Below are 25,642 nucleotides of genomic sequence, written 5' to 3'. Positions count from 1 at the left end.
ACCGGTGGGCATCGAGGGGTGCATGACATGCGCCGCTCTCTCCGTGTCCCGCGAAGTGGCCCGTGAAGCGGGCGTGCCTGAGGCCGTGGCGACGGCTAATCGGGAAATCGGAAATCACCCCCACAGTGCCGTAGGGCAGGGGCGAAGTCTTCCCATGGTGTCGGTATGGGGAGTGGCCGTATGACCACGCCGCAGAAATACCCCGGCGAAGCGGTCGACTTTCCCCTAGACAGTTGGCTGTACGAAGCTCGACCCAAGCCCGGTTGCGCGCAGTGCGCGGACGAGAAGAAGAAGCTCGACGAGGCCGTGAAGAGCGGCGACGCGAACGCGCGATTTGAGGCAGCCCGGAACATGCGGCAGTGCTCCCACGGGGCCAGGCCGTGACCGTGGCTCCTGAAGGGCCAAGGAACAAGCCTCGGGCAGGAAGACGACCGGTCGACCCCGGCCCCCTCACCTTTGGCGAGATGTGGCAGCGAATCGCAGATGTCTGCGGAACATGCTTCGGTCACCGGGAAATTTGGTGCCCGGACTGCTGCGGCTTCAGGGGCTGCACAACATGCAGATATCAGTTAACGGTCCGGTGTCCTGAATGCGCGGGGGGAATGATCGAAGGTAGGAGATGGTGAACCGAAAGCGTCGGCACCCCTGCCGGTACGGCTGGATCGCCTGGGCGACCACCGTGTACGCGTTCTGCGGCTGGTTGCTTACTCAAGCCGCTACGAAAGGACTGCGGTGACCTATCGCTGCACGGCCGTGATTCAGCTGGACGACGACGTACAGGCCCAAGCAGAGTCCTTCCCCCACGCCCTTCAAAGGGGTACACGCGGTGCAGGACATTCTTCAGCCTCACGGTGCGGCCTTGTGGTGGTGGCGCAACACGGCCACCCATAATCCGGTCCGGCCACGCCAGCACTGAAGCGGGACCCCTCTTATCGGCCCCGTCCGTCTGCCGTTCCCCCGTGGCAGATGGGCGGGGCTTCCCCATGCCATCGCGCGCAAACAGAAAGAGTCCCCCGTGCCCAAATGGACACGCGGGATTCCCTTGCAGTCGGCCTAGCTGGCCGCAGCCCGGCACAAAGTATGTATCGTTAAACACCGACGAACGGAGTCAGACGAGGTTGAGTCGCTATGTACCCGCCGATAAGCGCACCGACGAAATGAGTACCTGGATTGCGCGTCAGCTAGCCTCCGTCCCCGTGAGGGATGAAAATTGGACGAGAGAGCTGTACCGGACTTACGGCCGAAGGCCAAGCTCGAAGCAGTAGAACACAAAAGGCCCCTGTCATTCGACAAGGGCCTTTTGTGTTTCAGGGGCGTACTAGGCCGCCCACACAACGTCCAGTAGATCCGGATTGAACTTGCGGGCGCCTCGGCCCGCAGGCTGCACCATGATGGCCTTTATGTGCTTCAGGACCACGGCGCGCTGCCGCTCGATGGGAAGGCGTTCGAACTCTTCGGACAGGTCGACTGATGCCGCCGATACCTTCATCTGCTCGACAGCGTGGCGGCTGTGCTCATAGGCCAAATCGTCGCGTTCTTTCTCCAGTGGTTCAAGCATGGCGATAACGGTAGCGGCGGAAATCTTCTTGGCGTTCATCGCGGCAACCAGCGCGCCGATTTCCTGCTCAACCTCAGCCCGGCGGGCCGCCCCGGCCCACTCGGCAGACTCAGGCGCGGGCGCCTTCAGCCTTGCCTCGGCATCGTGAATCAGGTTGATGATGTGCAGGTCTAGGGGCTCACCCGCCCGAGAAACCTTGCCACAGCCGCCGTCTTTCGCGGCGGGGCAACGATAGGTGAAGCGACTCCCCTTACTGCCTTCTTTCCATGAAGATCGCATGTTCGCCACCATACGCGTGCTGCACTCGGAGCAGCGGAGAATTCCGCTAAGCAGGTACTTGTGGTTGTTGCTTAGGTTGTTGTTTCGGTACTGCGACTTAACGCCTTCGAGGACTGCCACTACGGCGTCAAGCCGCTCCGGGGTGCAGATAGGCTCCCACAACCCCATGACGGGCTTACCGTCCGCTCCGATGTGCTTCTCTCCCTTTACGGCACGGAAACCGGCGAGGCGAGGATTCCTGAGAATCCCCTTGAGGGCAACTCGGGTAATCGGCTTCCCAGTGTTGCGGGAAGACTGAATTCCCTTTTCTTGCCACTCGGCCGTGATCGTGGAAAGTCGCGTTCCCGCTAGAAGTGCCTCATGGGCTTTGGTGATCAGTTCGGCCTGTTCGGGGTCGACAGTGATCCGGTCGGCCTTCCAGCCGAACGGAGGGAATCCGCCACCGTTCTTACCCGCATCCGCAAGCTCTCGATGTTTACGGGCGACTCGCCTACCGGTGTCGGCACTGGCCTTGTTTGCGAAGGCCACCATCACGCGCGCCATGGTGCGCCCGTCCGAAGTGGAGAGGTCAATGTCATTGGTGATCGTGCAGAAAACCAATTCCGGCCGCTCTTCGAAAACGTCGATAAGGCGTTCAAGGTCTCTCGGCTGTCGAGCCAATCGGTCAAGGTCGTAAGCGATCACACCGTCTATGACGCCCGACTGAAGATCCACTAGAAGCCGCTCGAACTCGGGACGAACTACGTTGCGCTTGAAGGCGCTTACGTCGTTGTCGATGTAGTCGCGAGCAACCTCCCAACCGGGACGGACTCCGGCAACCTGCCGGTAGTCGCGCCGCTGGCGCTCTACGCCTAGTTCTTCGCCGTCCTTGTCGAGGCTGATCCGGGCGTACCCCCCGAGCCGCACAACCACGGTTACCCCTCCCCGCCCCGCAGGGCGCCGTACATGTGGCAGGCTCCGTGCCTGACCTGCACTGATTGCGGATCATGAGGCTACCGCAGAACCAGTGTGTTCGGTGAAGGTTCTTGAAGAAGGTGCTGCGCAGGCGCTACGCGGACGGCCAGTTGGAAGTCACCCGCCTCTGACCGGTCCGGGCAGCGCCCCGGAGAGGGGCGAGGAACAGCGCGAGGCGAGGAACACCCCGCATCCGGCCACACCGCTGCCGACGCCGACGCGGCGGCAGCGGACGACGAACGGGGGAACCTGCCTACCGCCTCACCACCGTTGCCGAGGCCGCCATCCACCGCTGCCATCGACCCCTGCGGCCGTGGCCTCCCACTACTGCTGCCGTGGCCACTCACCACTGCTGTCGCGGTCATCCACCGCTACCGCCGTGGTTATCCACCCCTACCACCGCGGCCAGCAACCGCTACCCGTGGCCATGGCCCGCTGCCGCCACCACCCGTGGCCGTGGCCACCACCGCAGCCGCCGCCTCCCGTGGAGCATGGAGCGGCTAGTTGGTGCCGATGCGGGCCAGCAGATCGACGATGCGGGCCTGCACCTCGGCGCTGGTGGAGCGTTCCGCGAGGAACAGCACCGTTTCGCCGGAGGCCAGCCGCGGCAGGTCGGCCTGGTCGACGGCGGCGGTGTAGACGACGAGCGGGGTGCGGTTGAGCCGGCCGTTCGCGCGCAGCCAGTCGATGATCCCGGCCTGGCGACGGTGCACCTGGAGCAGATCCATCACGACCAGGTTCGGCCGTAGCTGCCCGGCCAGGGTCACCGCGTCGGCGTCGCTCGCGGCCCTGGCCACCTGCATCCCGCGCCGCTCCAGCGTCGAGGTCAGCGCCAGCGCGATCTCCACGTGCTCCTCGATGAGCAGTACCCGCGGCGGATGCTGTTCGCTGTCCCGGGGCGCGAGGGCCTTCAGCAGAACGGCGGGGTCGGCGCCGTACGCGGCCTCGCGGGTCGCCTGCCCGAGCCCGGCCGTGACCAGGACCGGCACCTCCGCCGCCACCGCGGCCTGGCGCAGCGACTGGAGCGCGGTCCGGGTGATCGGCCCGGTCAGCGGGTCCACGAACAGCGCGGCCGGGAAGGCGGCGATCTGCGCGTCGACCTCCTCACGGGAGTGCACGATCACCGGACGGTAGCCGCGGTCGCTCAGCGCCTGCTGGGTCGTGACGTCCGGCGCGGGCCACACCAGCAGCCGACGCGGGTTGTCCAGCGGTTCGGGCGGCAGTTCGTCGTCCATCGGCTGCGGCCGCGGCGGGTCCGCGACCTCGATCGCACCGCCGGGACCGTCGAGCGGTTCGGGGCCCTCGGCGGCGTTCTCGTCCGGGGCGCCGATGGCGTACGAGCGTCCCGCGCCCTCGGTGCCGGGGGCGAGCCGGGACGGCCCGGCGGGCGACGGCTGCTCGGCCGGCGGGTGCGCACGGCTCCCCTGCTCGGTGCGCTGCTCAGGGTCCGCGGCCGGATCCGGCCGGGTGCCCAGTTTGCGGCGGCGGCCGGAGGCGTTCGGGCCGTGCGGGGGAGGTGTGGCCGCCGGCTGCTGCACCTGGGCCGCCTGCCTGCTGAACGGCACGCCCTGCCCCAGCGTGCGCACACTGATCGCCCGGCCCTGCGTCGAGTTCGGGTCCACCGGAGCGCCGGTGGCCTCGGCGGGCAGCGGCTGGGCCGCGCGCGGCTGGGCGTCGGCGTGTTCCGGAGGCAGCGGTGTGCCGGACGCCGGGGTGGCGGACGACGGCGCACCGGACGCGGGAGTACCGGACGCGGGGGTACCGGACGGTGGAGTGTCCGTCGCCGGGGTGCCCGCGGAGTCGGCCACGGCCGGGAGCGCTGCGGGGGCCGCCTCCGCGGGCAGCGGCTGGGCGGCCGGCAGCAGCCCTGGCTGTCCCTGCCGACCCGGTTGTCCCTGTTGCCCCTGGTGTCCCTGGTGGCCCGGCTGTCCCTGGCCACCCGGCAGGCCCTGCTGCCCGGGCACGGCGTTCGGACCGGGCTCGGGCCGGGGCGCGGCGCCGGGCAGGGCCGTCGCGGGCGGCGGAACCGCGGCACCCGACGGCACGGGGGCGAGCGGCTGAGCCGCCTGCGCCGTCCCGGCCGGCTGGACCGGCATGCCCTGCGCGGGCGTGCCCGGCGCCGCCGGAACCTCCCCCGGCTGGGCCACGGCCCGCCGCCGGCGGCCGGTCGGCGCGGAGGTGGGGTGCGGCTGGGGCGGGGTGTGGTCCTCGTCCTGGTCGTGCGGTACGGCGTCGTGCCGGCCGTGGTCACCGGCTACGCCCGCACCGGGCACCGGCGCCTGACCGGCGGCCGGCAACTGTCCTTGAGCAGGCACCGGCAGTTGCCCTTGAGCCGACACCGGCAGTTGCCCTTGAACCGACACCGCCGACTGTCCCTGCGCCGGCATCGGCAACTGTCCCTGAGCCGGTACCGGCAGCTGCCCGGGCACAGGACCGGCGCCGGGCACCTGGCCCGCTGACGCTCCCCGGCCCTCGGCCACCCCCTGCCCGGTTCCGTCCCCGGCCCTTTCCACATTCTCTGGACCTGGCCCGTTCCCATGGAAGTTCCCAGGGCCGTTCCCGGTACCGGGGCCGTGCCCAGGGCCGTTCCCGGTGCGGGGCTCGGGTGAACGGTCCGCGTCGGCGGGCGGCAGCGCGAACACCGGACGCGCGCCCGCCTCCTGCGCCGCGGCGCGCTCCGCCGCCGCGGCCAGCGCACGCCGCCGCCGCCCGGTCGGCTGCCCGTCCTCGGCCGATGCGGAGCCCGCGGCCGCCAGTGCGGCCGGCCCGGTCCCGGCCTCCGGCGCGTTCCGGGTGCCCGCGGCAGGCAGCGCGGGCGGCAGCGCGGCGGGCGGTTCGCCGGTCTCGTTCCGGGCGGGCAGTCCGGGGGGCGCGGGCACGCCCTGCGGCGGCACGGTCCCGCCGAGGCCACTGCCCACCGCAGCAGTCCCCGCCGCATGCTCGGCCGCCGTCATGACGGCGCCCTCGGACACCCCCTCGTCCCCGTCTCCGTTCCCGTCCCCGGCGCCGTCGGCGGGGCGTGCACGCCGCCGGCCCGTGCCGGAGGAGCCGGAGGAGGCGACGTCCGCGCCGTCCGCCGGGCCCGCGGGAACCGACTTGGTGTCCCCGGCCGCCCGCCGTCTGCGCCGCCCGGTCGGGGCGGGCGCGTCCGCATCGCCGCCGGACTCGCCGGGGACCTCGCTGTCCAGAAAGGCGTCCACGGAGGACCGCCGGGCCCGCCGCCGTCCGCCGCCCGAGGTCTGCTCGGCCGGTGCCGGGCCGTCGGCGGCGACCGCCGGCAGGGCCGGAGCCTGGACGGCGCCCGCCCCGCCGCCGAGCGGCACTTCGAGCACGTACGCGTTGCCGCTCATGCCCGGCACCTCGTGCGTCTGCAGCACGCCGCCGTGGGCCCGGACGATCCCGCGCACGATCGGCTCGTGCACCGGATCGCCTCCGGAGTACGGGCCGCGCACCTCGATCCGTACCACCTCGCCGCGCTGCGCGGCGGCCACCACCACGGTGTTGTCCAGGTAACCCCCGGCCGACACGGGCACGTTGCCCGTCGCGTCGACCCCGGCGACGTCCGCGACGAGGTGGGCGAGCGCGGCCGCGAGCCGCTGCGGGTCGACCTCGGCCTCGATGGGCGGCGCGTGCACGGCGAACTGCACCCGGCCGGGCCCGATCAGTTCGACGGCCCCGTCGACACCGGCGGCGACGACCGAGTCGAGCATCACCTTCGTCCGGACGATGTTGTCCGTGCCCGCGTCGAGCCGTTGGTAGCCGAGGACGTTGTCGATCAGCTGGGTGATGCGCGAGTAGCCCGCGGACAGGTGGTGGAGCACCTGGTTGGCCTCCGGCCACAGCTGGCCGGCGTCGTCGGCGGCGAGGGCCGCCAGGTCGCGGCGCAACTCGTCGAGGGGGCCGCGCAGGGAGCCGGAGAGCAGGGTGAGCAGCTGTTCGTGCCGGCCGGACAGGGCCTCGTAACGGTCCTTCTCCCGTTCGCCGAGGGCGGCGTACCGCTCCTCGCCGGACGCCAGCTCCTCCGTGTGCCGCTCGCGCAGCTCCTCCAGTTCGGCCACGTGCCGCTGGCGCAGCGCGGTGAGATCGGAGGCGTGCTCCTCGGAGAGCCGTTCGAGCTGCTGCGCGTGCTGCTTGTCCGAGGCGACCTTCTCGTCGGCCAGGGCGTCGTAGGGCCGCCGGTCGGTGAAGGTCATCACGGCGCCGACGAGCTGGTCGCCGTCGCGCACCGGCGCGGTCGTCAGGTCGACCGGCACCTTCTTGTCGCCCTTGGACCACAGCACCTGCCCGCGCACCCGGTGCTTGCGCCCGGACCGCAGGGTGTCGGCGAGCGGCGACTCCTCGTACGGGAACGGGGCGCCGTCGGGCCGGGAGTGCAGGACGAGGGTGTGCAGCTCCTTGCCGCCGAGTTCACCGGCGCGGTAGCCGAGGATCTGGGCGGCGGCCGGGTTGACGAGGACGATCCGCCCGTCGGTGTCGGTGCCCACCACGCCTTCCGCGGCGGCCCGCAGGATCATCTCGGTCTGCCGCTGCGAGCGCGCCAGCTCGGCCTCGGTGTCCACGGTCCCGGACAGGTCGCGTACGACGAGCATCAGCAGCTCGTCGTGCGTGTAGCCGTAACCGTCGTACGCCTGCTGGCCGTTCTCCAGGTTGGCGCTGGTGACCTCGACGGGGAACTCGCTGCCGTCGGTGCGCCGGGCGACCATCCGCGTGGGCTTGGTGCGCCCGCGGGTGTCGACGTGGCCGGGGCGCCGCATGGAGCCCGGGATCAGCCGGGAGTCGAACTGGGGGAGCAGATCGAGCAGCCCGCGCCCCACCAGGGCGGTGCCCGGGGCCTCGAACGCCTCCAGGGCGATCGTGTTTGCGTTGACGACGGTGCCATTGGCGTTGACCAGCACCAACGCGTCGGGCAGCGCGTCGAGTATGGCTGCGAGGCGAGCAGCGCCTCGGGATGGCCTGCTGCTCACGAGACGCTTCCTCCCTGTTACCGCACCTTGCCGACCGCTCGTGCCATCTTGCCAACCGGCCCGCAGCGTGTCACGCGAGGGAGTCTAAAGGCACCGATTGCGCCAGCGATGCCGGATGAGAGGGAGGTCGCACGACGAAGTGACGGGGAACGTGTGACCGCATGCCTCCGCTTCGCGAGACCTTTGCTGGACGTTTACGGGACCGGGGGATTCCGCCACGAATCGTCTGTGCACCCCCGGTCACCTCACCCGCTACCGCCCGGTCACCCGATCGGTGCGGAAGCTCAGGAGCCCAGGCCCGGCAGGAGCGGCACCATCCGGTTCCACCGCGCGGTCTCGCAGCCGTTGCTGCGGTTGTACGTGGCGTCCACCGGGCGTCCGGCCCAGGTGCCGGTGACACGGGCGGTCGCCGGTCCGCCGTACAGCATGGTGCAGACGCTGCCCTCCGGCACGGGCGCGAACGGCTCGCTGCCCCAGTGGGTGTTCTTGTCGACGGCGGCGCAGGCGCCCTGCGGGTCCGGGAGGCTGCCGGCGGCGGGGTGACAGGCCAGTTCGTACGTCCCGTCGTGCCCCTGGCCCGCGTGCTCGACGGTGACGGTCAACCGGTCGCCGGACCCGAGCCCGGACCTGGACCCGAACCCGCCGGCCCGGTCCTCGTGCCGGACGGGCGGCGGCGCAGCGACAGAGGCGGGCGTGGCGGCCGACGCGGGGACGGCGGCGACGGCGGGCGCGGTGGTGTGGGGCGCGGCGGCGACAGCAGGCGCGGCGGACAGTGCGGTGAGCGTGGTGAGCGCCGTGACGGAGGCGGCGGCGAGGCCGGCGACGGAGCCGACGGTGCGCGAGATGACCAGCAACATGACCTGATCAACGCGGCAGACCGCCGGACGTTGCGGGGCCGGGCCGCGACGGGCGAGGGCTTTGCTCTGCGGCCTGAGTGCCTAGTACCGTGGGAGCCGATTGGTGACAGCACGCTCGACTGTGTCATCATCTGCACGCACCACTCGCGCGCTCGCGTGGGGGGTAGCGCTGGAGGCGTCGCCTAGTCCGGTCTATGGCGCCGCACTGCTAATGCGGTTTGGGCCTTAAAGCCCATCGAGGGTTCAAATCCCTCCGCCTCCGCTCTCTCACTCAGGGAGTTCAGCCGATGTCGGCTGAACTCCCTGAGTCGCGTTCAAAACGTTTCCAAGCCGCTTTCCCGCCCCTCTTTCCTGGTCCTTCGTAGGCGCTCCTTCCCTTTACTCGCGCTTACTCGTTCCTTTTGCCGGTCTCTTTGCTGGTCCCTTCTTCCTCGGCGACGGCCGAGCGGGCATTGCGCAGCGCCCCGCGAAACGGGACGGCCCAGCGGCTGCGGCCCAGCGGCCTCGGGTCCCCAGCGGCCGCGCGCGCTCGGCCCGGAGTCCGTCCTCGCGCTGCCCGACGCCTGGGACATGACACGGGCAGCGCCGCGTTGATCGTCGCCGCCGTGGGACGTGCCGGTGATCGCGTACGCCGAGGGCGGCTACGGCAGGGACCCGGACGAGACGGCCAAGAAGGGCACGACAACGCGGGAACCGCTGGACTCGGGCACGTACGAGGAGTTGGCCAGATCGCTCGACGGCGTCCAGTTGAACGACCTGTTCCCCTCTTGAGCCGTACACGGGGCCGACATCACCACCGGCCCCTCCCCCGGCGGCCCCGCCGGGGGGCAGGCCAGCCCGACCGTCTTGGCCCTGTCCGAGCCTGCCATCTGGCTGTTTTCCCAGGTCACAAGGGGTGAGTGGAACGGATTTCACATGGCAGCGGCAGTCATGTAATGTTCTTCCTGTCGCCGAGGAGCAACCCAGAGGGCAGCGAAGCGGCGAGAAAAGCAAAACAAAACAACACAAGCACTCGTAGCTTAACGGATAGAGCATCTGACTACGGATCAGAAGGTTGCAGGTTCGAATCCTGCCGAGTGCACACAGGTCAAAGCCCCCCGGGATCATTCTGGGGGGCTTTTGACATGAACCGCTGACATCAACGCGGCTCAAAGTGCCGATCACTCCTCGGTGTCCGGCCCCTGCTCGCCGCTGGATTCCTCCTCCGACTCGTCCAGTCCGAGGGCGTCATCCATCCGATCGGCGGCGGCCCTGAGCGTCGTACTGGCGAGCGCTTCGCCCCGCTGCAGGCCCGTGGACACGAGCAGCAGCCACAGGGCGTAGAGGCGGTGAGAGCGGGCGGTCTTGAGCATGAGGCGGGCCTCGGCGGCGTCCAGCGGACGCACCTCCTTGCGGGCGACGGTGGGGGTTTCCACGATCCGTGCGACGTTCCGCGCGATCAGCTCCTCCCGGATCGCCTGCTGAAGCGAGGACCGGAGGACGGCGTGGATGTACTGGACGGTGCGGGCGGACGGGCGACGCTTGCAGCAGCGGCCCACGGCGCAGCAGGCGCGCTTGCCCTCTGGGCGCTCTTGGTCCGCACCGCGCAGGCAGCAGAGGCAGGAGTCCCTGAACTCCGCCAGGAACCGGCGCACGTCCGCCGGCGACAACCGGTTCAGCCGCTTCTTGCCGAGGGCGGGGCGGATGTACTGGCGGGTCAGACCCTCGTAGCTGTTCAGCGTGGACGGCTTGAGCCGCTGCGGAGCGATGGTGGCGAGCCAGTAGGTCAGGTAGTCGCCGAACGCCATGGTCGACTCGGCGGCGGGAATGCCGTGGCGGGTCTTCTCCTGCAACTCCGTCAGCTTCGGTGTCTCTCATGACGGAACGACTCCTGACAGCCCCCACGGGGGCGGGAAGTTGAGAGGGGAAGGCCCCGCCCGGCACCGGCACGGGCGGGGGTTGCGCAGGATCAGCGGCGGTCCGTCCTCACCACCAGCGCGACTTCGGCTTGGGCACGATGTGCGGGTGGCCGTTGATCATGTGGTCGACGCACTGCGGACAGTCCTCGCGGGGACCGAGGTGGCGGTGTGCATTCCGGTCGTGGGCGTGCTGCCAGCACTGCGGGTACTGACCAGGAGGCGTGTCCTGCGCGGTCATGCTCACCACCACCCCGACGACTTCTTCGACGCGTTGGCGGTGGCGGCCTCGTGCACGATCCGCTGCCGCTCGGCCTGCAGCGCGACGATCTCCGCGATCAGCCGGGTCTCAGCGGACTGCCAGGCAGTCTCGATCTTGCGCTCGGCGCGGGCCGGGCTGTCGCCCCGGGTGATCCGGTACGACCCGGAGGCCAGTGCACCGAGCACGGCGCGGCGTTCGCGGCCGTCCAGCGGCCACATCTCGCGGTTCTGGACGGCTTCCAGCTCAGTGCCGCGTCCGCGCCCGCCGTGACCTCGGTTATGACGGGATCCCGCTGAGTTACGCCTTCAGGCTGTCGTCATCGTCCTCAATTGGCGTGTCGGGAAACACCGCATGGTCGCCCCGTTACCGTGCGGGGGTCGACCACAAAGGACTGCCCGGCGGCTGGCGGGTAAGGGCTCGCTCAGCCGCGTAGCGGCGTAGCCCGATCGAGAGGATCTGGACCTTGAGCGATTTTTCCCGCCGCTATCTGCTCAGGGCGTCAGCGGCCGCCGGCGCCGGGGCGGTCGTCGTCCCGGGCCTTATGGCCGCAGGCGCGCCGGACGTTGCGGCCGCGAGCACCTCGGGCCTTCTGGCCGCGGGCGACCCGACTAAAGGGTCGTCGAGATGTCCGTCGGCGAAGCTGACCGGTCGCGTCGTCCGCCCCGGTGACGCCTCGTACACGGATGATCGCATCGACTACGACCAGTTGTTCTCTCACTACCCGCTGGTCATCGTCTTCGCCCAGGAGACCCAGGACGTGGTGAACGCCCTCACCTGGGCGCGGCAGCACAACGTCGCACTGCGGGTACGCAGCGGCCGCCACGCCCTGGAGGGCTGGTCGAACATCGACAACGGCATCGTGATCGACGTCAGCCAGCTCAAGTCGGTCCACATCGACACCGACGCTCGTATCGCGACGGTCGGCGCCGGCCTGACCCAGTTGGAAGCGGTGACGACGCTCGCCAAGCAGGACCTCGCGGTCACGACCGGAAGCGAGGGCAGCGTCGGCTTGGTCGGTGCGACGGTCGGCGGCGGCCTTGGCCCCCTCAACCGCTGGCTCGGCATGGCCTGTGACAGCCTGATCGGGACCGAGGTCGTCGTCCCGTCGGGTCGCGACTGCGCCGAGGTGATCCATGCCGACCTGAAGGACCACTCAGACCTGCTCTGGGCGCTCCGTGGGGCAGGAAACGGCAACTTCGGAATCGTCACGCAACTCACCTACAAGGTGCACCCGCTCAAGCGCATCGCCTATGTGCAGGCGACCTGGGACGGCCTTACGGACCTGCATGGGATCTTCGATGCATGGCAGCGTACGGTACCGTTCGCCGACAACCGCCTCGGATCCGAAGTCGAGATCCACAAGTCCCAGATCCTGCTGTTCGCGTGGCTCGCGGAGGGCACGGCGGAAGAGGCCAGAAAGTTGCTGGCCCCGATCCTGTCGATCGGCACGCCCGATGTGAAGGTGCAGGTCGGTAACTGGGGCCCCATCTTTGCCGGAGCCCAGGTCCCGCGCTCGCAGGAGCCCGCCAACGTCAAGTTCTTCTCACAGTTCGCCAAGAAGCTGTTCCCGAAGAAGGCGATCGACGTCATCGGCTACTACATGCGAAACGCTCCCACGGACGACAGCAACTACTTCGTCGATGCCTTCGGCGGGGCGATCAAGAAGGAGCCCCGCGGCGGCACCGCGTTCGTGCACCGCGACGCGATCTTCTACGGCGAGATCGGCGCAGCCTGGGGAACTCCTTCAACGACACCAGGCGTCTGCGACCCGCTCACCTCGACGTGCCAGGCCTGGACCGCCGAATTCAGCCAGGCGATGCGCAGCTTCGTGGACGGCGCCTACGTCAACGTGCCGAACGTCGGCATGCAGGAGTGGGAGACCGCCTACTGGGGGAGACGCCACTTCGAGCGGCTGCGCGAGATCAAGGCGAAGTACGACCCCTGCAACGTCTTCCAGTACGAGCAGAGCATCCCGCCCGCGTCACGCTGATCGACAGTTCGCCGTCGGGGCCCCGCCCCGGTCAGGCTCGGCCTTTCACGCAGAAGGGCCCGACGCAGTCGAAGGGGTGTCGTTAGCCTCGATCTTGCATGAGGGATCGTCAGCTTGCTGACGATCCCTTTGCTCGTTCAGAGTGAGGATTTCTGCTTGCGGGCAGGGCTGATGGTCCGGCTGTCGTGCCGGGTGGGCGCCGGGTTCCACGGCTCCGGTTGTGATGGTGCTGGTAGCAGGGATGGGATGCTGCCCTTATCTGCCCCTTTCACCGCGGGAGGAGCAGCCTTTCAGCCACACGCGGTCGCGCGGAGGCGCCGGGCGGTGTGAGGACGAGTTGCCCCGCAGCGTGGCCCGGAGCGGGAAGCTGAGCATGGGAACGAAGCGCGAGATCCGTACCGGCCGGCGCCGCCCTCCTCATGTGCGAGTGCCCCCGTACTCGTCACTCGGACGAGTACGGGGGCACCTGTCATGCCCCGCAGACGTCAGATCCGGGAGGCCCTACGACGCCGCACAACCAGGTAACCGCCCGCGGCGACCAGCGCCGCCGCGACGCCCGACAGCAGGCCCACCGGGGCGCTGCTACCGGTCTCGGCCATTTCGCCGCTGCCGCCCTGCGCGGACGGGGATGCGGTGGCCGACGGGGCGGCACCTCCCTCGCCGGACGACGTACTCGGCGAGGCCGTCGCACTCGCGGGGCTCGAAGGCGAGGCCGTCGCACCCGCCGGGCTCGAAGACGAGGGCGACGCAGACGACGAGGGCGACACGGAGGCGGACGGCGTCGTACCGCCACCACCGCCCTCGGAGCCCTTGCAGTCGGTCCAGAACACCTTGTGCTTGGCGGCGCCCTTCTCGCCGTCCCAGTTCCAGAACAGCTTGTAGTGCCCGTCGGGCAGGGACAGGTCTGCCGTACGGCCGTGGCCCTCGGTATTCAGGGTGATGGCCCCGGACTTCACGGTCTCGCCCTTGGTGGCGGCGGTCGGGGCCCAGGCTTCGATGTGCCAGTCAACCTGCTGGACCGCGTCGAAGCCGAAGGCGTCGAGGTAGAACGTGCAGACGTGAGGCTCGTTGCGGCGCAGTTCCTCGCCCGTCCTGGCGTCGTGGATCTTCACAGTGCCGTTGTCACCGGGAGCGGTGGCGTGCGCGGTCGGTGCGAGGAGCAGCACCGCCGAAGCGCCGGCGGTCAGCGCGCCGGCGCGGATGAGAGTACGCATGAGAGGCAGGCCCATCATCGTGGTACGAACGGGAAGACGTGGAGGGGGCGGCTCAGCATTCAGCGCGACTTGACGACGGGTCAAGCACGAACAGACAACGAACGGACCTACCACCGAGGTGGAAGCCCGCTCCGGGCCCACGGGCGTCCTGCCAGGTATGAAGACGACGGCGTTCCCCGCTCCCCAAGCTGAGGTTCCAACGATGCGTAAGCGCCGGTACCTGACTGCCCGCAGCCTGGTTCGCCGCAAGGCCCAATCCTGTCGAGTGCGCAGGGAAGAGGCCCCGGTCATTGCCGGGGCCTTTCGGATCGGGTTGTGGGGCGTCGGCCGTGTCCGGTCAGCGGCCGTGACCGCCGTGGCCTCCGTGACCGCCGTGGCCGTAGCCGCCTCCATAGCCGCCGTGGCCGTAGCCACCATGGCCGTAGCCGCCGCCATAACCTCCGTAGCCGCCATAACCGCCGTAGCCGGGGCCGTAGCAGACATAGCCGTAGTAGGGGGTGAAGTAGCAGTTGCCGTAATACTCGTTGTAGTGGCGCGAATACGAAGAGTTTGTGGGGGTTGGGGTCGCCGAAGCGGTGCCCGCTGTGCCGATTGCGGTGCCGCCGGCGATCAGAATCCCGGCAGCGGATATCGCGAGGAGATTCCTCGTGCGTTGCGCTCGCATGGGAACGCCCGCCTTTCCTTTCATCGTCTCGCGCACCTGACGGCGCGCCTCCGGCCGTCGTCGCGAAGAGCAAGTGCGGGGCGGGTCGGTTTCACCGCTCGGATCTGAAAAGCAACGTCACAGCACCGCTGCCGCCAGGTCGGCCCACGCGGTACACGTGGGCGACACAACGGCCGGAGTTCCTCGAATCGACTCGGAACTTCGACGGACCGGGGCGTCCCTGTTTCACGGCTTCGAGACAGTTTAGTCCTGCCTTGGGGAATCGTCACCTTGCGCCGAGCAGGTCGAGCCGGCCGAGCCAGGAGGGGGCGGCCGGGCCGGCAGGGGGGCGGCTGGGCCAGGAAGGGGCGGGCTCCGACCGGCCGGCGATCAGCCTGCGTACGCCTCGTAGTCCCAGTAGGGACGAGTCCGTCGGCGGGCTGCGAGGGTGTGCGGGTGCTGGGTGCCCAGGGTGCGGGTCAGGGCCGTCAGGGCATGCTCCTCCAGATCTTCGGCGTGCTTCCGCTCGCCCGTGGCCCGCAGGTCGGCGGCGAAGGCCACCTGGCACAGCAGCGTGAGCGGGTGCTCGCTGCCCAGGGCGTTCGCCGCCCGGTTGCGGGTGTCCGCGCTCAACTGGTGGGCCTGCGCCAGGCGGTCGTTGGCGTTGCGTGCGTTCGCTGTGTTCAGGGCGCAGCCCAGGGTGGTGGGGTGGTCGGCGCCCAGGGAGGTGGTGAGACCGGCCAGTGCGGACTCGAACAGCGCCAGTGCCTCGGCGCGTTCGCCCATGGCGAGCATGACAAGTCCGGTGTTGGAGAGCATGCCGGTGGTGACGGGGTGGGCGGGGCCGAGCAGGGAGCGGTAGCCGGACTCCGCCTCCACGACCAGGTCACGCGCCTGGCTCGTTTCGCCGGACTCCCGCAGGAAGTTGCCGTAGGCGGTGAGGCAGGACAGCGTGCGGTGGTGTTCGCGGCCGTACGCCTGTTCCAGCTGTGTCAGGAGTTCGGCCAGCGTGGCTGCGACGTCCCGGCCGCGGGCGTCGTCGTGGCGGAGGCACAGGGCCAGTTGGAACCGTGCCTCAAGGGTCTGCGGATGCTGCTCGCCGAGCATCTGCGTGTGCAGCCGTACGACGTGCTCCTGGCCGTTGAACGCGGCCTGGTAGCGGCCCAGGAGCCGCAGGCCGTGGTTGACGGCGTTGCCCGAGTCCAGCGTGCTGATGTGGCGGCGGCCGAGGGTGTGTTCCCGCCGTGCGAGGGTCTCCATGGCGAGTTCGCACGCCTCCTCGTACCGGCCGAGGAGCCGCAGGCTGACACCGAGGTCGTGCTGGGCGGCCAGGGTGGTGGAGTCCTCAGGGCCGAGCAGGCCGAGGGCGTCCTGGAGGACTTCGCGCTGCGACTCGTACGCCTCCTGGTACCGCCCGAAGTGGCACAGGCCGCCGGCCACGGTGCTCCTGGCGGTCAGCTCGTCGAGCGGGTTGCGCTGCCCGGCGGCCTCCAGCCGTTCGAGGACGCCTTGGGCCAGTTCGTACGCCTCGCGGAACCGGCCGTCGGCCCGCAGCAGGGCGCTCTCCTGGTCGGTGAGGTCGAGCATCGGCTCGGCCAGCGGGCCCAGGGCCGCGGACCAGAGGGTGCGGACCCGTCCGGCCAGGGCCAGCCCGGCCCGGTGGTTCCCGCTGAGGAGGGAGTAGCGCAGGCAGTTCAGGACCGTCCGCCGGACCGGGTCCCGGCCGCTGCCCAGCGCTCCGGAGGGCTCCAGGTGCGGCAGCAGATCGGCGTACCTGGGCCAGTACCTGCTGTCCTCCGGATCGCCGGGGTCGGCCGCCGCGAGCACGGTGCGGACGGCCCTGCGGTAATCGGGGCGGCCGTCGGCGTCGGCGCCGTCGTGGATCAGCCTGGAGACGATGTCGTGGACGAGGCGGTGCATGTGCACGGTCTCCCCGGGCGGGTCCGTCTCGGCACCGGCCGGATCGCCGGGGCGGCTGCGGGTGAGCACCGAGTAGTTGACCAGGATGTCCAGGGCGTGGTTCCAGGCGGGCAGGTCGTCGGTCATCCAGCGCAGTTCCTCGGACAGGTCGGTCCCCGGGCAGGCCTGGACGAGGCCGAGCGGAATGGGTCCGGGCGCGAACGCCGTGCACATGCCGAGGACGTCCAGGGCCTGGGGCCGGTCGTGGCGGAGCCGCTTGAGCAGGATCGACCAGGAGGTCATGGAGGACTGCGGGAAGCCGTCGCCGGTGCCGGGCTCGTCCACGGTGGAGAGCCTGCGTTCGCGGACCATCCGCAGGTATCCGGACGCGTCCATGCCGGATTCGCCGAGCCAGGCGGCGGCCTGCACCAGGGGCAGCGGTACGTCGCCGAACTCGGCGGCGACCTCGTCCGCCTCGACCGGCGTGAGGTGCGGGGCCCGCCGCATCAGGTAGGCGGTGGACTCCGCGCGCAGGAACGCGGGGATTTCCACGACGTCCATGTGGTCGCCCCACGTCCGGTTCCGTGAGGTGACGAGGATGTGCCCGGATCCCTCCGGGAGCAGCGTGTCGACGCCCTCGGTGTCGTCCCAGCCGTCGAAGACCACCAGCCAGTTGGCGTACGGGTGGCCGCGGCGCAGGGCGTCCCGGACGGCGCGGACCCGCTCCCCGGTTTCGCCGCCGACGGGCAGCCCGAGCTTGACGGCGAGTTCGCCGAGGCGGCTGCGCAGGATGGTGCGGTCGTCGGAGTCGACCCACCACACCAGGTCGTAGACGGTGTTGAAACGGTGCGCGTACTCGGCGGCGAGCTGCGTCTTGCCGACGCCGGACATGCCGAGCAGCGTGCACGCGGCAGCGCCGCGCTCGGCGTCGGCCAGCCGCTGGTGGATGTGGGTCAGCAGGTCGTCGCGGCCGGTGAAGCGCGGGTTGCGGCGCGGGACCTCGCCCCAGACCTCGCAGTTCGTCTCCGGGTAGCGGGTCAGGGCCCGCTGGGTGCGGGCGCGTTCCAGACCGAGCCTGCTCAGCAGGCGGTCCTCGGCCTCCTCCTCGCTCAGCCCCCACAGGCCGGCCGGTTCCAGCACCGCGGTCGCCGGCGGCAGCACCCGGTTGGTCAGGTTGACGGCCGCGAAGCGGTCGGAGTGGGCCGCGACGAAACCGCGCAGCACCGCGTCCCACTCGCCCGCGGGCCGCCGGCCGATGTCGAAGAACACGTCGTTGAGGACGAGCAGCACGCGCACGCTGGACCGGAGCAGGTCGTCCAGCGAATCCTCCAGGGCGACGTCGTGCGCGGGATCCCAGTGCTGGAGCGTGATCCGGTGGCCGTGGCGCTCCAGGCACTGTGCGATCCACGCCGCCCAGGGCCGGTTGGCGCCGGAGAAGACGATCGTGACGCTCGACGGAGCGGCCATGAAGTCCCGGCGGACCGCGCGGGGAGAGCCGGTCGAGCCGGCCGCCGCCGTCGCCACGAGATCCCCGCGGGGGGCCGGCGCGCGCCGGGCCGCCGGCTCCGGGGCCGGGTCCGTCCCTGCCATCACCCCCGTCGCCGGATCCGTCGTCGTTGCCGTTCCCTCCTGCGTCGTGGTGCCTTCTGGAGTCCTGGTCCCCGGCGTGGCTGCCCGCAGCCGCGCCACCTCTTCGCGCAACGCGTCGAGTTCGGCCTGCTCCCGCTCCCTGTTCTCCTCGGCCCGCTGCCGGTCCCGGTGCTCCTCGTCGGCTGCCGCGGCATCGGCGGCGAGCAACTGGTGCTCCAGATCGACGCAGCGTTGCTCGGCCCGCGCAACACGTCGTTCCGCCGCTTCGAGCGCCTTTTCCAGGTCCGCCACCCGCTGATGCAGCGCGTCCCGCTCGGTCCGCTCCCGGTGTTGCTCCGCGCGCAACAGGTCCAGCTCGACGCCGATGAGCTGGACGTCCGACGCCCTGCGGGTGAGTTCCTCCCGCTCCGCCTCCAGTCTCGCCGCGTGCTCCTGCGACTGCTGCAGGGCCGTGGCCACCGCGTCGGCCTGGGTCCTGGCCACGTCCTTCTCGTGGAGGGCGGTGACCAACTGGTCCTCCAGGTACTGCACCTTCCAGGCACGGCTGCTGGTCGCCTTCAGGGCCGCGCGTTGCAGCCCCGTCACGCGAAGCCGTGCTTCCTGGGCCATCGGGCGGCCGAGTTTCCTGCCGACGTCGTCCATCAGCGTGGCGATGAAGCTGTCCGGCGCGACCGTGTCCCCGCTGAGATAGCGGCTGACGCTGCTCGGGTGGTAGCGGTGCGTGACGGCGTACCTGCGTACGGAGATGTCGAGCACCTCGAAGCACCTGCGGAGCGCCAGGGCCAGGTCACGGCGCTCTCCCAGCACGTCATCCGCGACGGGCCGCAGGCCTAGGCTCACGGACACGGCGCCCACCGTGTCGTCCGGGGGCAGCAGGTCCCCGGACAGCGCGTGGTCGTCGCCGGGAGGTCGCTCGTCCACAGTGCTTCTCCTCCGGGTGCGCTCCGGCCGTGTTCCACAGCATCCGCAACGCGTAGAGCTTGGCGCAACACTGCCGACGATGCCGAGAGTTGCAGCATCTGCCCCTGGATCCGAAAGGTTTGATCATGAGCTGCGTGGACGCTCGGGGGTATGGGCTGATGCCTGATGCCTGATGTCGGGGGCCGAGAGCCGTGGGTCGTGGGTCGGGGGCAAGCGATCAGAGATGAGGGGTAGAGCGTGAGTGCGGAGATCGTTCAGTTTCTGGGGCAGGCCGGGCCGTATCTGACGGCCGCTCTGGGCGCCTATGGGGCAGGGGTGTTGACCCGTGCCGAGAGTTCGGCGGTGGACGCGACGGCGAATGCCGGCCGCCGCCTGTTGCAGGCCGTATGGCGGTGTCGTGACGCGCAGGGCCGTACCGAACTGGAGGCCGCGGTCGGGGACGCGGCCGCGGAACCGGACGACGCGGACGCGGCGGCTGCCCTGCGCCAGCAGATCAAGCGGGCCCTGCGGGACGACGCGGAGTTGCTGCGTGAGCTGACCGCTCTGCTGCCCGTCGGCAGCGGCGGGGTGTCGGTCACGGCATCCGGGGAGCGGTCGGTGGCGGCGGGCGGCGACATCGGGGTCGCGATCACCGGCGATGTCCATACGGAACGACCTTGACCTGCGGGGATTCCCCGTACGGGTAACGGGGGACGGCGGGGCGCGGGCCGGGACGGTTCATGGCGGCGGGTGGCGGGCCGGGATGGCCGTAACGAGGGCGGTCGGGCCAGGGTGGTCGTACGAGGGCCGTCGGGGCCGCGGTGGTTGGCGGCGGTGCGCAGGCAGGACCGTCGACGACGGCGGCCGTCGTGCTCCGTGCCCGAGGGGGCGGGCCGTCTGGGTCAGTCCGGCAGGCCCAGGTCCTCGCGCATGACGCGGCGCATGGCGGTGAGCCTGGGTTCCACGGTCTTCAGCGTCTGGAGTGCCTGCTCCGCGCTCTCTCCCTCGCGCGCGCGGCCCCGGTCGATGCGTTTGGCGGTGGCGTCGACCGCGGCCAGGACGGTGTTCACCTCGCGGGACGAACTGAGCACCGCCTCGGGGACGATCATCTGTGCCTCGGCGTAGCGGTCGCGGTAGTCCCGCCGGGCCTCTTCGACCTGGGTGCGGTCGTCGTCGGTGTAGACCCCGTCCCGCAGACGGTGCAGGGCGTCCTTGAGCATGGTGTGGAAGTGGCGGGAGGTCCGGTTCATCGCGGTGTAGGCGGCACGCCGCTCCTCGAAGCGCTGTTTCGCCTCCTCGGCCCGGTGGTCCTCCGCCCGTCGGCGCTTGGCCGTCCAACTGGTGATCAGCGGCGCGAACAGGGTGCCGAGAACTCCGACGACGGCAGTGACCATGGCGGCTGTGGCGGCACCCATGGAAGTGACCTTAGCCGTAACGCGGGGGCTGCCCCCGCTGTACTGCGGGGCGGGCTTGGCCGTACTGGGGCCGTCCTGGCCGAACTGTGGCGCGGTGGCGATCAGGTGGTCCGTCGCCGACCCGCGCCTGCGCCGGGGTGGCGGCGGTGTCCGGCTTGACGCCCATGCTCCTCAAACACCTCAGCCGGTGCGGGATGTGGGAGTAATTTCCTTACGTGGTGGGGGAGTTCAGGCCCTCACGCCAAGGGGGCTGACTTGCCCTGCCGACGAACGGAGGCGGGAACGTGAGCGGACATCTGCACGACGAAGGACACACGGTCGCCGGTTGGACCGGTGCCCTCATCGCGACCGTCGGGTCCACGGTGGTGGGCCTGGGCGTGGTCATGGCCTCCGCCGCGGTGGTGGGCGGCGGGGCCGGGATCAGCGCCGTCGCCGTCCTGGTCACCTGGGTGCTGCACCTCGTCGGCTGGGGCAAGCCGCCCGGGCCGCGGCCCCGGGAGACGTGGGGCATGCGGGTCCGGGACGCCGGAGCGCGGGACGGACACGCGGGGTGCGTGGCATGCCGGCTGGCGGGGCGCGGGCGGCGTACGGCGGTGGCGGTGGCCGGGGCGGGCAACGGGGAGGCGGGGTCCGCGGTGGCCGAGGCCGGTCAGTGAGGCCGGTCAGTGAGGCGGGTCGGTGGGGCGGGTCGTCGAGGCGGGTCAGTGGGGCCGGTCGGTGCGGAACGCCGGCGGAGAAGGCCGGCGGGGACGGTCGGTGAGGACGGTCGCCGACGGCTCCGCGGGTTCCCGAACGACCGCCCCGTTCCCGATCCGAAGGGCGGGGGCGTTGTCAGTGGTGGCGCCTACGCTCGGGGGTGATGGCACAGGCATGGAGATGCGCGGGGCTGCGGTGGGCCGAGGGCGGTCCCCTGCTGGTGTGGGACGGGGGGCGCAGGAGCGCGCTGCCCCGGGGGAAACGGGTGGCCTTCGGGGTCGTGGACGGGGGTGTGCGCAGATGTGTGGGGGCGCGTGGGCATCCCTGCCCGGTGCGGGCGGTGGTGTCGGGGCGGAGCACCGGCGCGCGGTGCGAGGAGTGCGCGCGGCTGGACCGGGCGCACTCCGTGGCCGCGGACACCGTCGCGGACGACCCGCGGCCATATCACGTGTATCTGGCGTGGTTCGGGCCCGGACTGGTCAAGGTCGGGATCACCGCCGAAGAACGGGGGGCCGCGAGGCTTCTCGAACAGGGTGCCGTCTGCTTCAGCTGGCTCGCGGTCGGTCCGCTGATGGCCGCGCGGCGCATCGAGGAACTGCTGCGGGCCGCGCTGCGGGTGCCCGACCGGATCCCGTACGGCGTGAAGCGGGCGGTGCGGGCGGCGCTGCCCGGGTCGCCGGCGGAGCGGGCCGCGGAGATCGAGGCGCTGCACGCGCGCGCCGTGGCGCTCGACAACTGGCCCGAGGCGCTCGTCCGTGAGCCGTTCCTGGCGGTCGACCACGCGGAGGTGTTCGGGCTGGCGGCGGGCCCGGCGGCAGCGTTCGGCGAGGTGACCGAGCTGATCGCGGGCGGGAGCGTGAGCGGTGAGCTGGTCGCCGTCGCGGGGCCCGATCTGCACCTTGCCGCTGAGCGCGGGACGGTCGTCCTGGACACCCGGCTGATGACCGGATGGGAACTGGTCCCGGCCCTGCCCGGGGCCGACGGGCGCGGCGGTATCGCCGTACCGGTACGGAAGTTCAAGGAGGAGGCGGGAATTCAGGACGAGCTGTTCTGAGCCGGTGCGACGGCCGGACGTGGACAGTACGGGTTCGGTGGGCGATCGTGGGGGAATGAGCGATCATCCTGGTGGAGCGGGCGCGTGACCGGCACGGGGAGGTCGTCCGCCGCCCCGACGGGCGGCTCCGCCGACGTGGACGGGACGGCCTTCGCGGCGGCCGGGGCGGCCAGGGCAGATATAGCGGAAACCCCTGAAATCCCCCGAACCCCTGACACTCCCAAAACCTCTGGATCCCTTGGAGCCCCCGAGGCCGTCGGAGTCGCCGGTGCCGTCGCGTCCCCTGAAGCCCCCGAATCTCCCGAATCTCCCGAATCTTCCGAAGCCGCCGAAGCCGCCGAAGTATCTGAGGTCCGGCGGTTCTGGGCTCGGCTCGGGGTGCCGGGGCTTGTGGACGTGCATACGCACTTCATGCCCGAGCGCGTGCTGCACAAGGTGTGGGCCTACTTCGACGCGCTCGGGCCGCTCACCGGCGGCCTTGAGTGGCCGATCGCCTATCGGACGGGTGAGGGCGAACGGGCCGCGCTGCTGCGCGAGTTCGGCGTACGGGCCTTCACGGCGATGCTGTATCCGCACAAACCCGGCATGGCCCGCTGGCTCAACGGCTGGGCCGCCGACTTCGCCGGCCGTACGCCGGGCTGCCTGCACACCGCGACCCTCTTCGCGGAGGAGGGCGCCACCGGCTACGTCCGGCAGGCGATCGATGACGGGGCCCGGGTGTTCAAGGCGCACGTGCAGGTGGGCGCCTACGATCCGGCGGACGACCTGCTCGACCCGGTCTGGGGGCTGCTCGCCGAGGCCGGGGTCCCGGTGGTGATCCACTGCGGCTCCGGGCCCGCACCCGGCAAGCACACCGGACCGGGGCCGATCGGGCGGGTGCTGGCCCGGCATCCGCGGCTGCGGCTGGTCGTCGCGCACCTCGGGATGCCCGAGTACGAGGATTTCCTCGCGCTGGCCGAGCGGTTCACCGAGGTGCGGCTCGACACGACGATGGCGTTCACGGACTTCATCGAGGACCACGCGCCCTTCCCGCGGGGTGCCCTGCCTCGCCTCGCCGACCTCGGGGACCGCGTCCTGCTCGGCTCCGACTTCCCCAACATCCCCTATTCGTACGTTCACCAGTTGCACGCTCTGGAACGGCTCGGCCTCGGCGACGCCTGGCTGCGGGCGGTCTGCCACGACAACGGGGCCCGGTTGTTCGGTTTGTGAGCCATCGGCGGCGGCGACCGGCCGTCCAGTGGTCCCGATGCCCAGCCCAGCACGGTGACGGAACGGGGGCCCAGGAGGCGCCCGCGGCTTGCCCCTGGGCGCCTCATGGGGCGCCCAGGGTTCGGCTGAGGACCCGCTGTGGTTTCTCAGAGAATTCACAGACAAGTGAAAGTGTGCTCTCAGAGGCCGTCGCAAAGGTGTCCGGCATGACCACGACCTCGCCCCAGGGGCGCACCGAACTGCTGAGGCCGGACGGGAGCCCCGTCCGAGTGCTTGTGGTGGACGACGAGCTGTCGATCACCGAACTGCTGCGCATGGCTCTGCGTTACGAGGGCTGGCAGATCCGCAGCGCCGGCGACGGCCAGGGCGCCGTCCGGACCGCCCGGGAGTTCCGGCCCGATGCCGTCGTCCTGGACATGATGCTGCCCGACATGGACGGGCTGTCCGTACTGGGCCGGCTGCGCCGCGACCTGCCGGACGTGCCGGTCCTCTTCCTCACCGCGAAGGACGCGGTGGAGGACCGGATCGCCGGGCTGACCGCCGGTGGCGACGACTACGTCACCAAGCCGTTCAGCCTGGAGGAGGTCGTCGCCCGGCTGCGCGGGCTGATCCGGCGCTCCGGCGCCGCGGACCGGCGCTCCGACTCCGTGCTCGTCGTCGGCGACCTGACCCTCGACGAGGACAGCCACGAGGTGTCGCGGTCCGGCGAGAACATCCACCTCACCGCCACCGAGTTCGAGCTGCTGCGCTTCCTGATGCGCAATCCGCGCCGTGTGCTCAGCAAGGCGCAGATCCTCGACCGCGTCTGGTCCTACGACTTCGGCGGTCAGGCCAACGTCGTCGAGCTGTACATCTCCTATCTGCGCCGGAAGATCGACGCCGGCCGGGAACCGATGATCCACACCCGGCGCGGCGCCGGTTACCTGATCAAGCCCGCCGTGTCGTGAGCGGACGCGGACGGCCGCGTCCGCAGCAGAGACGAGTGCTACGGCAGAGGTCGGCTCGGACACCTTCTACGACCTCACGCAGAGGACGAGCGGCAGCTGAGAACGAAGCCGACGAGCGACTGTGACGAACGGCAGCCGAGCTGAGGACCGATTCGCCGGCGGAGCGGGCGGGGGGTTGGCGACCACGATCACCACCCCCCGCCCACGGTGGGCGATCGGCATCCGGAGCGCGTTCGACGCGCTGGGCTTCGCGATCGTCTTCGGCAGCGGCGAGGCGCTGTTGCCGCTCGCTCAAGACCTCCAACTCGCCCTCGGCCACGCCCTCTTGTGCACCGGTCCACGTACGACACCCGCGCTGCGACTGTGGCGGCACGGGAGACCGGCGGTGCCCCTTACACCCATGACGGGCCTAGCATCGTTGGAAGTGGTCGGAGATCCAGGAAGGTGCGGCGATGGCGCAGCAGGCGGAGCGGACGCCGCGGTCCAGCGTCTGGCTGGAGCAGAAGGCGCCCCGGGGCGGGCGCGGCGGCGGGCAGCCGTCCGGCCTGGACCGGGCGCGGATCACCGGGGCGACGGTACGGCTGCTGGACGCGGAGGGACTGGCCAGGTTCTCCATGCGGCGGCTGGCCGCCGAACTGAACGTCACCGCGATGTCCGTGTACTGGTACGTCGACACCAAGGACGACCTGCTCGAACTCGCCCTGGACGCGGCCTTCGGCGAGCTGCGGCTGCCCGAGGCCAGGGAGACCGGCGAGGACTGGCGGGACCAACTGCGCTCGCTGGCCCGCGAGTACCGGGCCTTGCTGGTGCGCCATCCATGGCTGTCCCCGCTGGCCGGCCGCTACCTCAACATCGGCCCCAACTCACTGGCCTTCTCGGGCCGGGTGCAGCAGGTGGTACGCCGTTCCGGGCTGCCCGCCCACGGGATCACCGGCGCCATCTCGGCCGTCTTCCAGTTCGTGTACGGCTACGGCACGATCGTGAGCCACTTCGCCGCCCGGGTCGAGGCCGCCGGCATGACCCCGGACGAGTACCACCGTGCGGCCATGACCGTGGTCACCGCGGCCCTGGAGACCGCCGAGGTCATCAGTGAGTCCACGGACATCAGGGCGGCCCGCGGCGGCGCGACGGTCGAAGAAATGCTGGAACGCGACTTCACCTTCGCCCTGGACCTCCTGATCGCAGGCATCGAAGCCATGGTCCAAAAATCCAAGCCCGGTTAGACACACGACTCCGCAAGACACCCACCCCCGCCACCCCCGCGCCCCTCAGGGGCGCGGGGAACTGCGCGACCGGTCCTGAGGTGCCCGCACGGG

At 70.7% G+C, this 25,642-nt stretch carries 19 protein-coding genes and 2 tRNA genes; 11 read left to right on the top strand and 10 right to left on the bottom strand.

What is annotated here, in order from left to right:
- Nucleotides 1-180 precede the first annotated feature (180 nt).
- The gene (locus ACFYPJ_RS30595) at nt 181-384 is read left to right on the top strand and encodes a hypothetical protein (protein ID WP_389024127.1); all 204 of its coding nucleotides are present in this window, start codon (nt 181-183) and stop codon (nt 382-384) included.
- A gap of 934 nt (nt 385-1,318) precedes the next feature.
- On the opposite strand, the gene ACFYPJ_RS30590 is transcribed toward ACFYPJ_RS30595, so the two are convergent.
- The 3 genes from ACFYPJ_RS30590 to ACFYPJ_RS30580 form a co-directional block, all read right to left on the bottom strand.
- Nucleotides 1,319-2,749 carry a recombinase family protein gene (locus tag ACFYPJ_RS30590; RefSeq protein WP_389024124.1) on the bottom strand — a complete coding sequence of 477 codons (1,431 nt, stop codon included), beginning with the start codon at nt 2,747-2,749 and terminating at the stop codon, nt 1,319-1,321.
- A gap of 542 nt (nt 2,750-3,291) precedes the next feature.
- Nucleotides 3,292-7,755: a PAS domain-containing protein gene (locus tag ACFYPJ_RS30585; protein ID WP_389024121.1), complete on the bottom strand. Its 4,464-nt coding sequence runs from the start codon at nt 7,753-7,755 to the stop codon at nt 3,292-3,294.
- Between the two features lie 284 nt (nt 7,756-8,039).
- Nucleotides 8,040-8,612 carry an SSI family serine proteinase inhibitor gene (locus ACFYPJ_RS30580; RefSeq protein WP_389024117.1) on the bottom strand — a complete coding sequence of 191 codons (573 nt, stop codon included), beginning with the start codon at nt 8,610-8,612 and terminating at the stop codon, nt 8,040-8,042.
- A 171-nt stretch (nt 8,613-8,783) separates the two neighbouring features.
- On the opposite strand from ACFYPJ_RS30580, the gene ACFYPJ_RS30575 reads away from it, so the two are divergent.
- The 3 genes from ACFYPJ_RS30575 to ACFYPJ_RS30565 all read left to right on the top strand — a co-directional run bounded on the left by ACFYPJ_RS30575 (nt 8,784) and on the right by ACFYPJ_RS30565 (nt 9,693).
- A tRNA-Ser gene (locus tag ACFYPJ_RS30575) sits at nt 8,784-8,874 on the top strand.
- Between the two features lie 356 nt (nt 8,875-9,230).
- A complete protein-coding gene (locus ACFYPJ_RS30570) occupies nt 9,231-9,383 on the top strand; it encodes a hypothetical protein (RefSeq protein WP_389024113.1) in 153 nt (50 codons plus the stop codon).
- 237 nt (nt 9,384-9,620) lie between these two features.
- Nucleotides 9,621-9,693 (top strand) — tRNA-Arg (locus tag ACFYPJ_RS30565).
- 79 nt (nt 9,694-9,772) lie between these two features.
- Here the strand turns inward: ACFYPJ_RS30565 and ACFYPJ_RS30560 are convergent.
- The 3 genes from ACFYPJ_RS30560 to ACFYPJ_RS30550 all read right to left on the bottom strand — a co-directional run bounded on the left by ACFYPJ_RS30560 (nt 9,773) and on the right by ACFYPJ_RS30550 (nt 11,011).
- Nucleotides 9,773-10,444 carry a tyrosine-type recombinase/integrase gene (locus tag ACFYPJ_RS30560; RefSeq protein WP_389024110.1) on the bottom strand — a complete coding sequence of 224 codons (672 nt, stop codon included), beginning with the start codon at nt 10,442-10,444 and terminating at the stop codon, nt 9,773-9,775.
- A 133-nt stretch (nt 10,445-10,577) separates the two neighbouring features.
- On the bottom strand, nt 10,578-10,748 hold the full coding sequence (locus tag ACFYPJ_RS30555) for a pRL2-8 (RefSeq protein ID WP_389024108.1): 171 nt from the start codon (nt 10,746-10,748) through the stop codon (nt 10,578-10,580).
- 2 nt (nt 10,749-10,750) lie between these two features.
- Nucleotides 10,751-11,011 (bottom strand): hypothetical protein, encoded by a 261-nt coding sequence (locus ACFYPJ_RS30550; protein ID WP_389024323.1) that lies wholly within the window; start codon nt 11,009-11,011, stop codon nt 10,751-10,753.
- A gap of 221 nt (nt 11,012-11,232) precedes the next feature.
- Here ACFYPJ_RS30550 and ACFYPJ_RS30545 point away from each other — a divergent pair, with 221 nt between their 5' ends.
- On the top strand, nt 11,233-12,759 hold the full coding sequence (locus tag ACFYPJ_RS30545) for an FAD-binding oxidoreductase (RefSeq protein WP_389024105.1): 1,527 nt from the start codon (nt 11,233-11,235) through the stop codon (nt 12,757-12,759).
- A 485-nt stretch (nt 12,760-13,244) separates the two neighbouring features.
- On the opposite strand, the gene ACFYPJ_RS30540 is transcribed toward ACFYPJ_RS30545, so the two are convergent.
- The 3 genes from ACFYPJ_RS30540 to fxsT all read right to left on the bottom strand — a co-directional run bounded on the left by ACFYPJ_RS30540 (nt 13,245) and on the right by fxsT (nt 19,026).
- Nucleotides 13,245-13,973, bottom strand: a complete 729-nt coding sequence (locus ACFYPJ_RS30540) for an LPXTG cell wall anchor domain-containing protein (RefSeq protein ID WP_389024103.1) — start codon at nt 13,971-13,973, stop codon at nt 13,245-13,247.
- Between the two features lie 337 nt (nt 13,974-14,310).
- Entirely contained in the window at nt 14,311-14,673 is a 363-nt protein-coding gene (locus tag ACFYPJ_RS30535; protein WP_389024100.1) for a hypothetical protein, read from the bottom strand.
- A 333-nt stretch (nt 14,674-15,006) separates the two neighbouring features.
- Nucleotides 15,007-19,026, bottom strand: a complete 4,020-nt coding sequence (gene fxsT / locus ACFYPJ_RS30530; RefSeq protein WP_389024097.1) for an FxSxx-COOH system tetratricopeptide repeat protein — start codon at nt 19,024-19,026, stop codon at nt 15,007-15,009.
- 237 nt (nt 19,027-19,263) lie between these two features.
- Between fxsT and ACFYPJ_RS30525 the strand changes: the two genes are divergently transcribed.
- Nucleotides 19,264-19,686 carry a hypothetical protein gene (locus ACFYPJ_RS30525; RefSeq protein WP_389024094.1) on the top strand — a complete coding sequence of 141 codons (423 nt, stop codon included), beginning with the start codon at nt 19,264-19,266 and terminating at the stop codon, nt 19,684-19,686.
- A 221-nt stretch (nt 19,687-19,907) separates the two neighbouring features.
- Here ACFYPJ_RS30525 and ACFYPJ_RS30520 read toward each other — a convergent pair whose 3' ends face one another.
- On the bottom strand, nt 19,908-20,420 hold the full coding sequence (locus tag ACFYPJ_RS30520) for a hypothetical protein (protein ID WP_389024092.1): 513 nt from the start codon (nt 20,418-20,420) through the stop codon (nt 19,908-19,910).
- 284 nt (nt 20,421-20,704) lie between these two features.
- Here ACFYPJ_RS30520 and ACFYPJ_RS30515 point away from each other — a divergent pair, with 284 nt between their 5' ends.
- The 5 genes from ACFYPJ_RS30515 (at nt 20,705) to ACFYPJ_RS30495 (ending at nt 25,549) form a co-directional block, all read left to right on the top strand.
- Nucleotides 20,705-21,076: an HGxxPAAW family protein gene (locus tag ACFYPJ_RS30515; protein ID WP_389024089.1), complete on the top strand. Its 372-nt coding sequence runs from the start codon at nt 20,705-20,707 to the stop codon at nt 21,074-21,076.
- A gap of 203 nt (nt 21,077-21,279) precedes the next feature.
- Nucleotides 21,280-22,170, top strand: a complete 891-nt coding sequence (locus ACFYPJ_RS30510; protein ID WP_389024086.1) for a DUF2797 domain-containing protein — start codon at nt 21,280-21,282, stop codon at nt 22,168-22,170.
- 378 nt (nt 22,171-22,548) lie between these two features.
- Nucleotides 22,549-23,379: an amidohydrolase family protein gene (locus ACFYPJ_RS30505; protein ID WP_389024083.1), complete on the top strand. Its 831-nt coding sequence runs from the start codon at nt 22,549-22,551 to the stop codon at nt 23,377-23,379.
- 206 nt (nt 23,380-23,585) lie between these two features.
- The gene (locus tag ACFYPJ_RS30500) at nt 23,586-24,326 is read left to right on the top strand and encodes a response regulator transcription factor (protein WP_389024081.1); all 741 of its coding nucleotides are present in this window, start codon (nt 23,586-23,588) and stop codon (nt 24,324-24,326) included.
- Nucleotides 24,327-24,778: 452 nt separating this feature from the next.
- On the top strand, nt 24,779-25,549 hold the full coding sequence (locus ACFYPJ_RS30495) for a TetR/AcrR family transcriptional regulator (protein WP_389024078.1): 771 nt from the start codon (nt 24,779-24,781) through the stop codon (nt 25,547-25,549).
- Nucleotides 25,550-25,642: the final 93 nt, after the last annotated feature.

This window comes from Streptomyces sp. NPDC006012 (assembly GCF_042871185.1).
Lineage (GTDB): Bacteria > Actinomycetota > Actinomycetes > Streptomycetales > Streptomycetaceae > Streptomyces.
This window is presented reverse-complemented; position numbering and strand designations above follow the sequence as displayed.

What these genes read in the sequence shown, in the direction of transcription:
- ACFYPJ_RS30540 (WP_389024103.1), bottom strand. Translation starts at nt 13,973, where the DNA reads ATGCGTACTCTCATCCGCGCCGGCGCGCTGACCGCCGGCGCTTCGGCG.
- ACFYPJ_RS30510 (WP_389024086.1), top strand. Translation starts at nt 21,280, where the DNA reads ATGGCACAGGCATGGAGATGCGCGGGGCTGCGGTGGGCCGAGGGCGGT.
- ACFYPJ_RS30580 (WP_389024117.1), bottom strand. Translation starts at nt 8,612, where the DNA reads ATGTTGCTGGTCATCTCGCGCACCGTCGGCTCCGTCGCCGGCCTCGCC.
- ACFYPJ_RS30595 (WP_389024127.1), top strand. Translation starts at nt 181, where the DNA reads ATGACCACGCCGCAGAAATACCCCGGCGAAGCGGTCGACTTTCCCCTA.
- ACFYPJ_RS30555 (WP_389024108.1), bottom strand. Translation starts at nt 10,748, where the DNA reads ATGACCGCGCAGGACACGCCTCCTGGTCAGTACCCGCAGTGCTGGCAG.
- ACFYPJ_RS30520 (WP_389024092.1), bottom strand. Translation starts at nt 20,420, where the DNA reads ATGGGTGCCGCCACAGCCGCCATGGTCACTGCCGTCGTCGGAGTTCTC.
- ACFYPJ_RS30495 (WP_389024078.1), top strand. Translation starts at nt 24,779, where the DNA reads ATGGCGCAGCAGGCGGAGCGGACGCCGCGGTCCAGCGTCTGGCTGGAG.
- ACFYPJ_RS30500 (WP_389024081.1), top strand. Translation starts at nt 23,586, where the DNA reads ATGACCACGACCTCGCCCCAGGGGCGCACCGAACTGCTGAGGCCGGAC.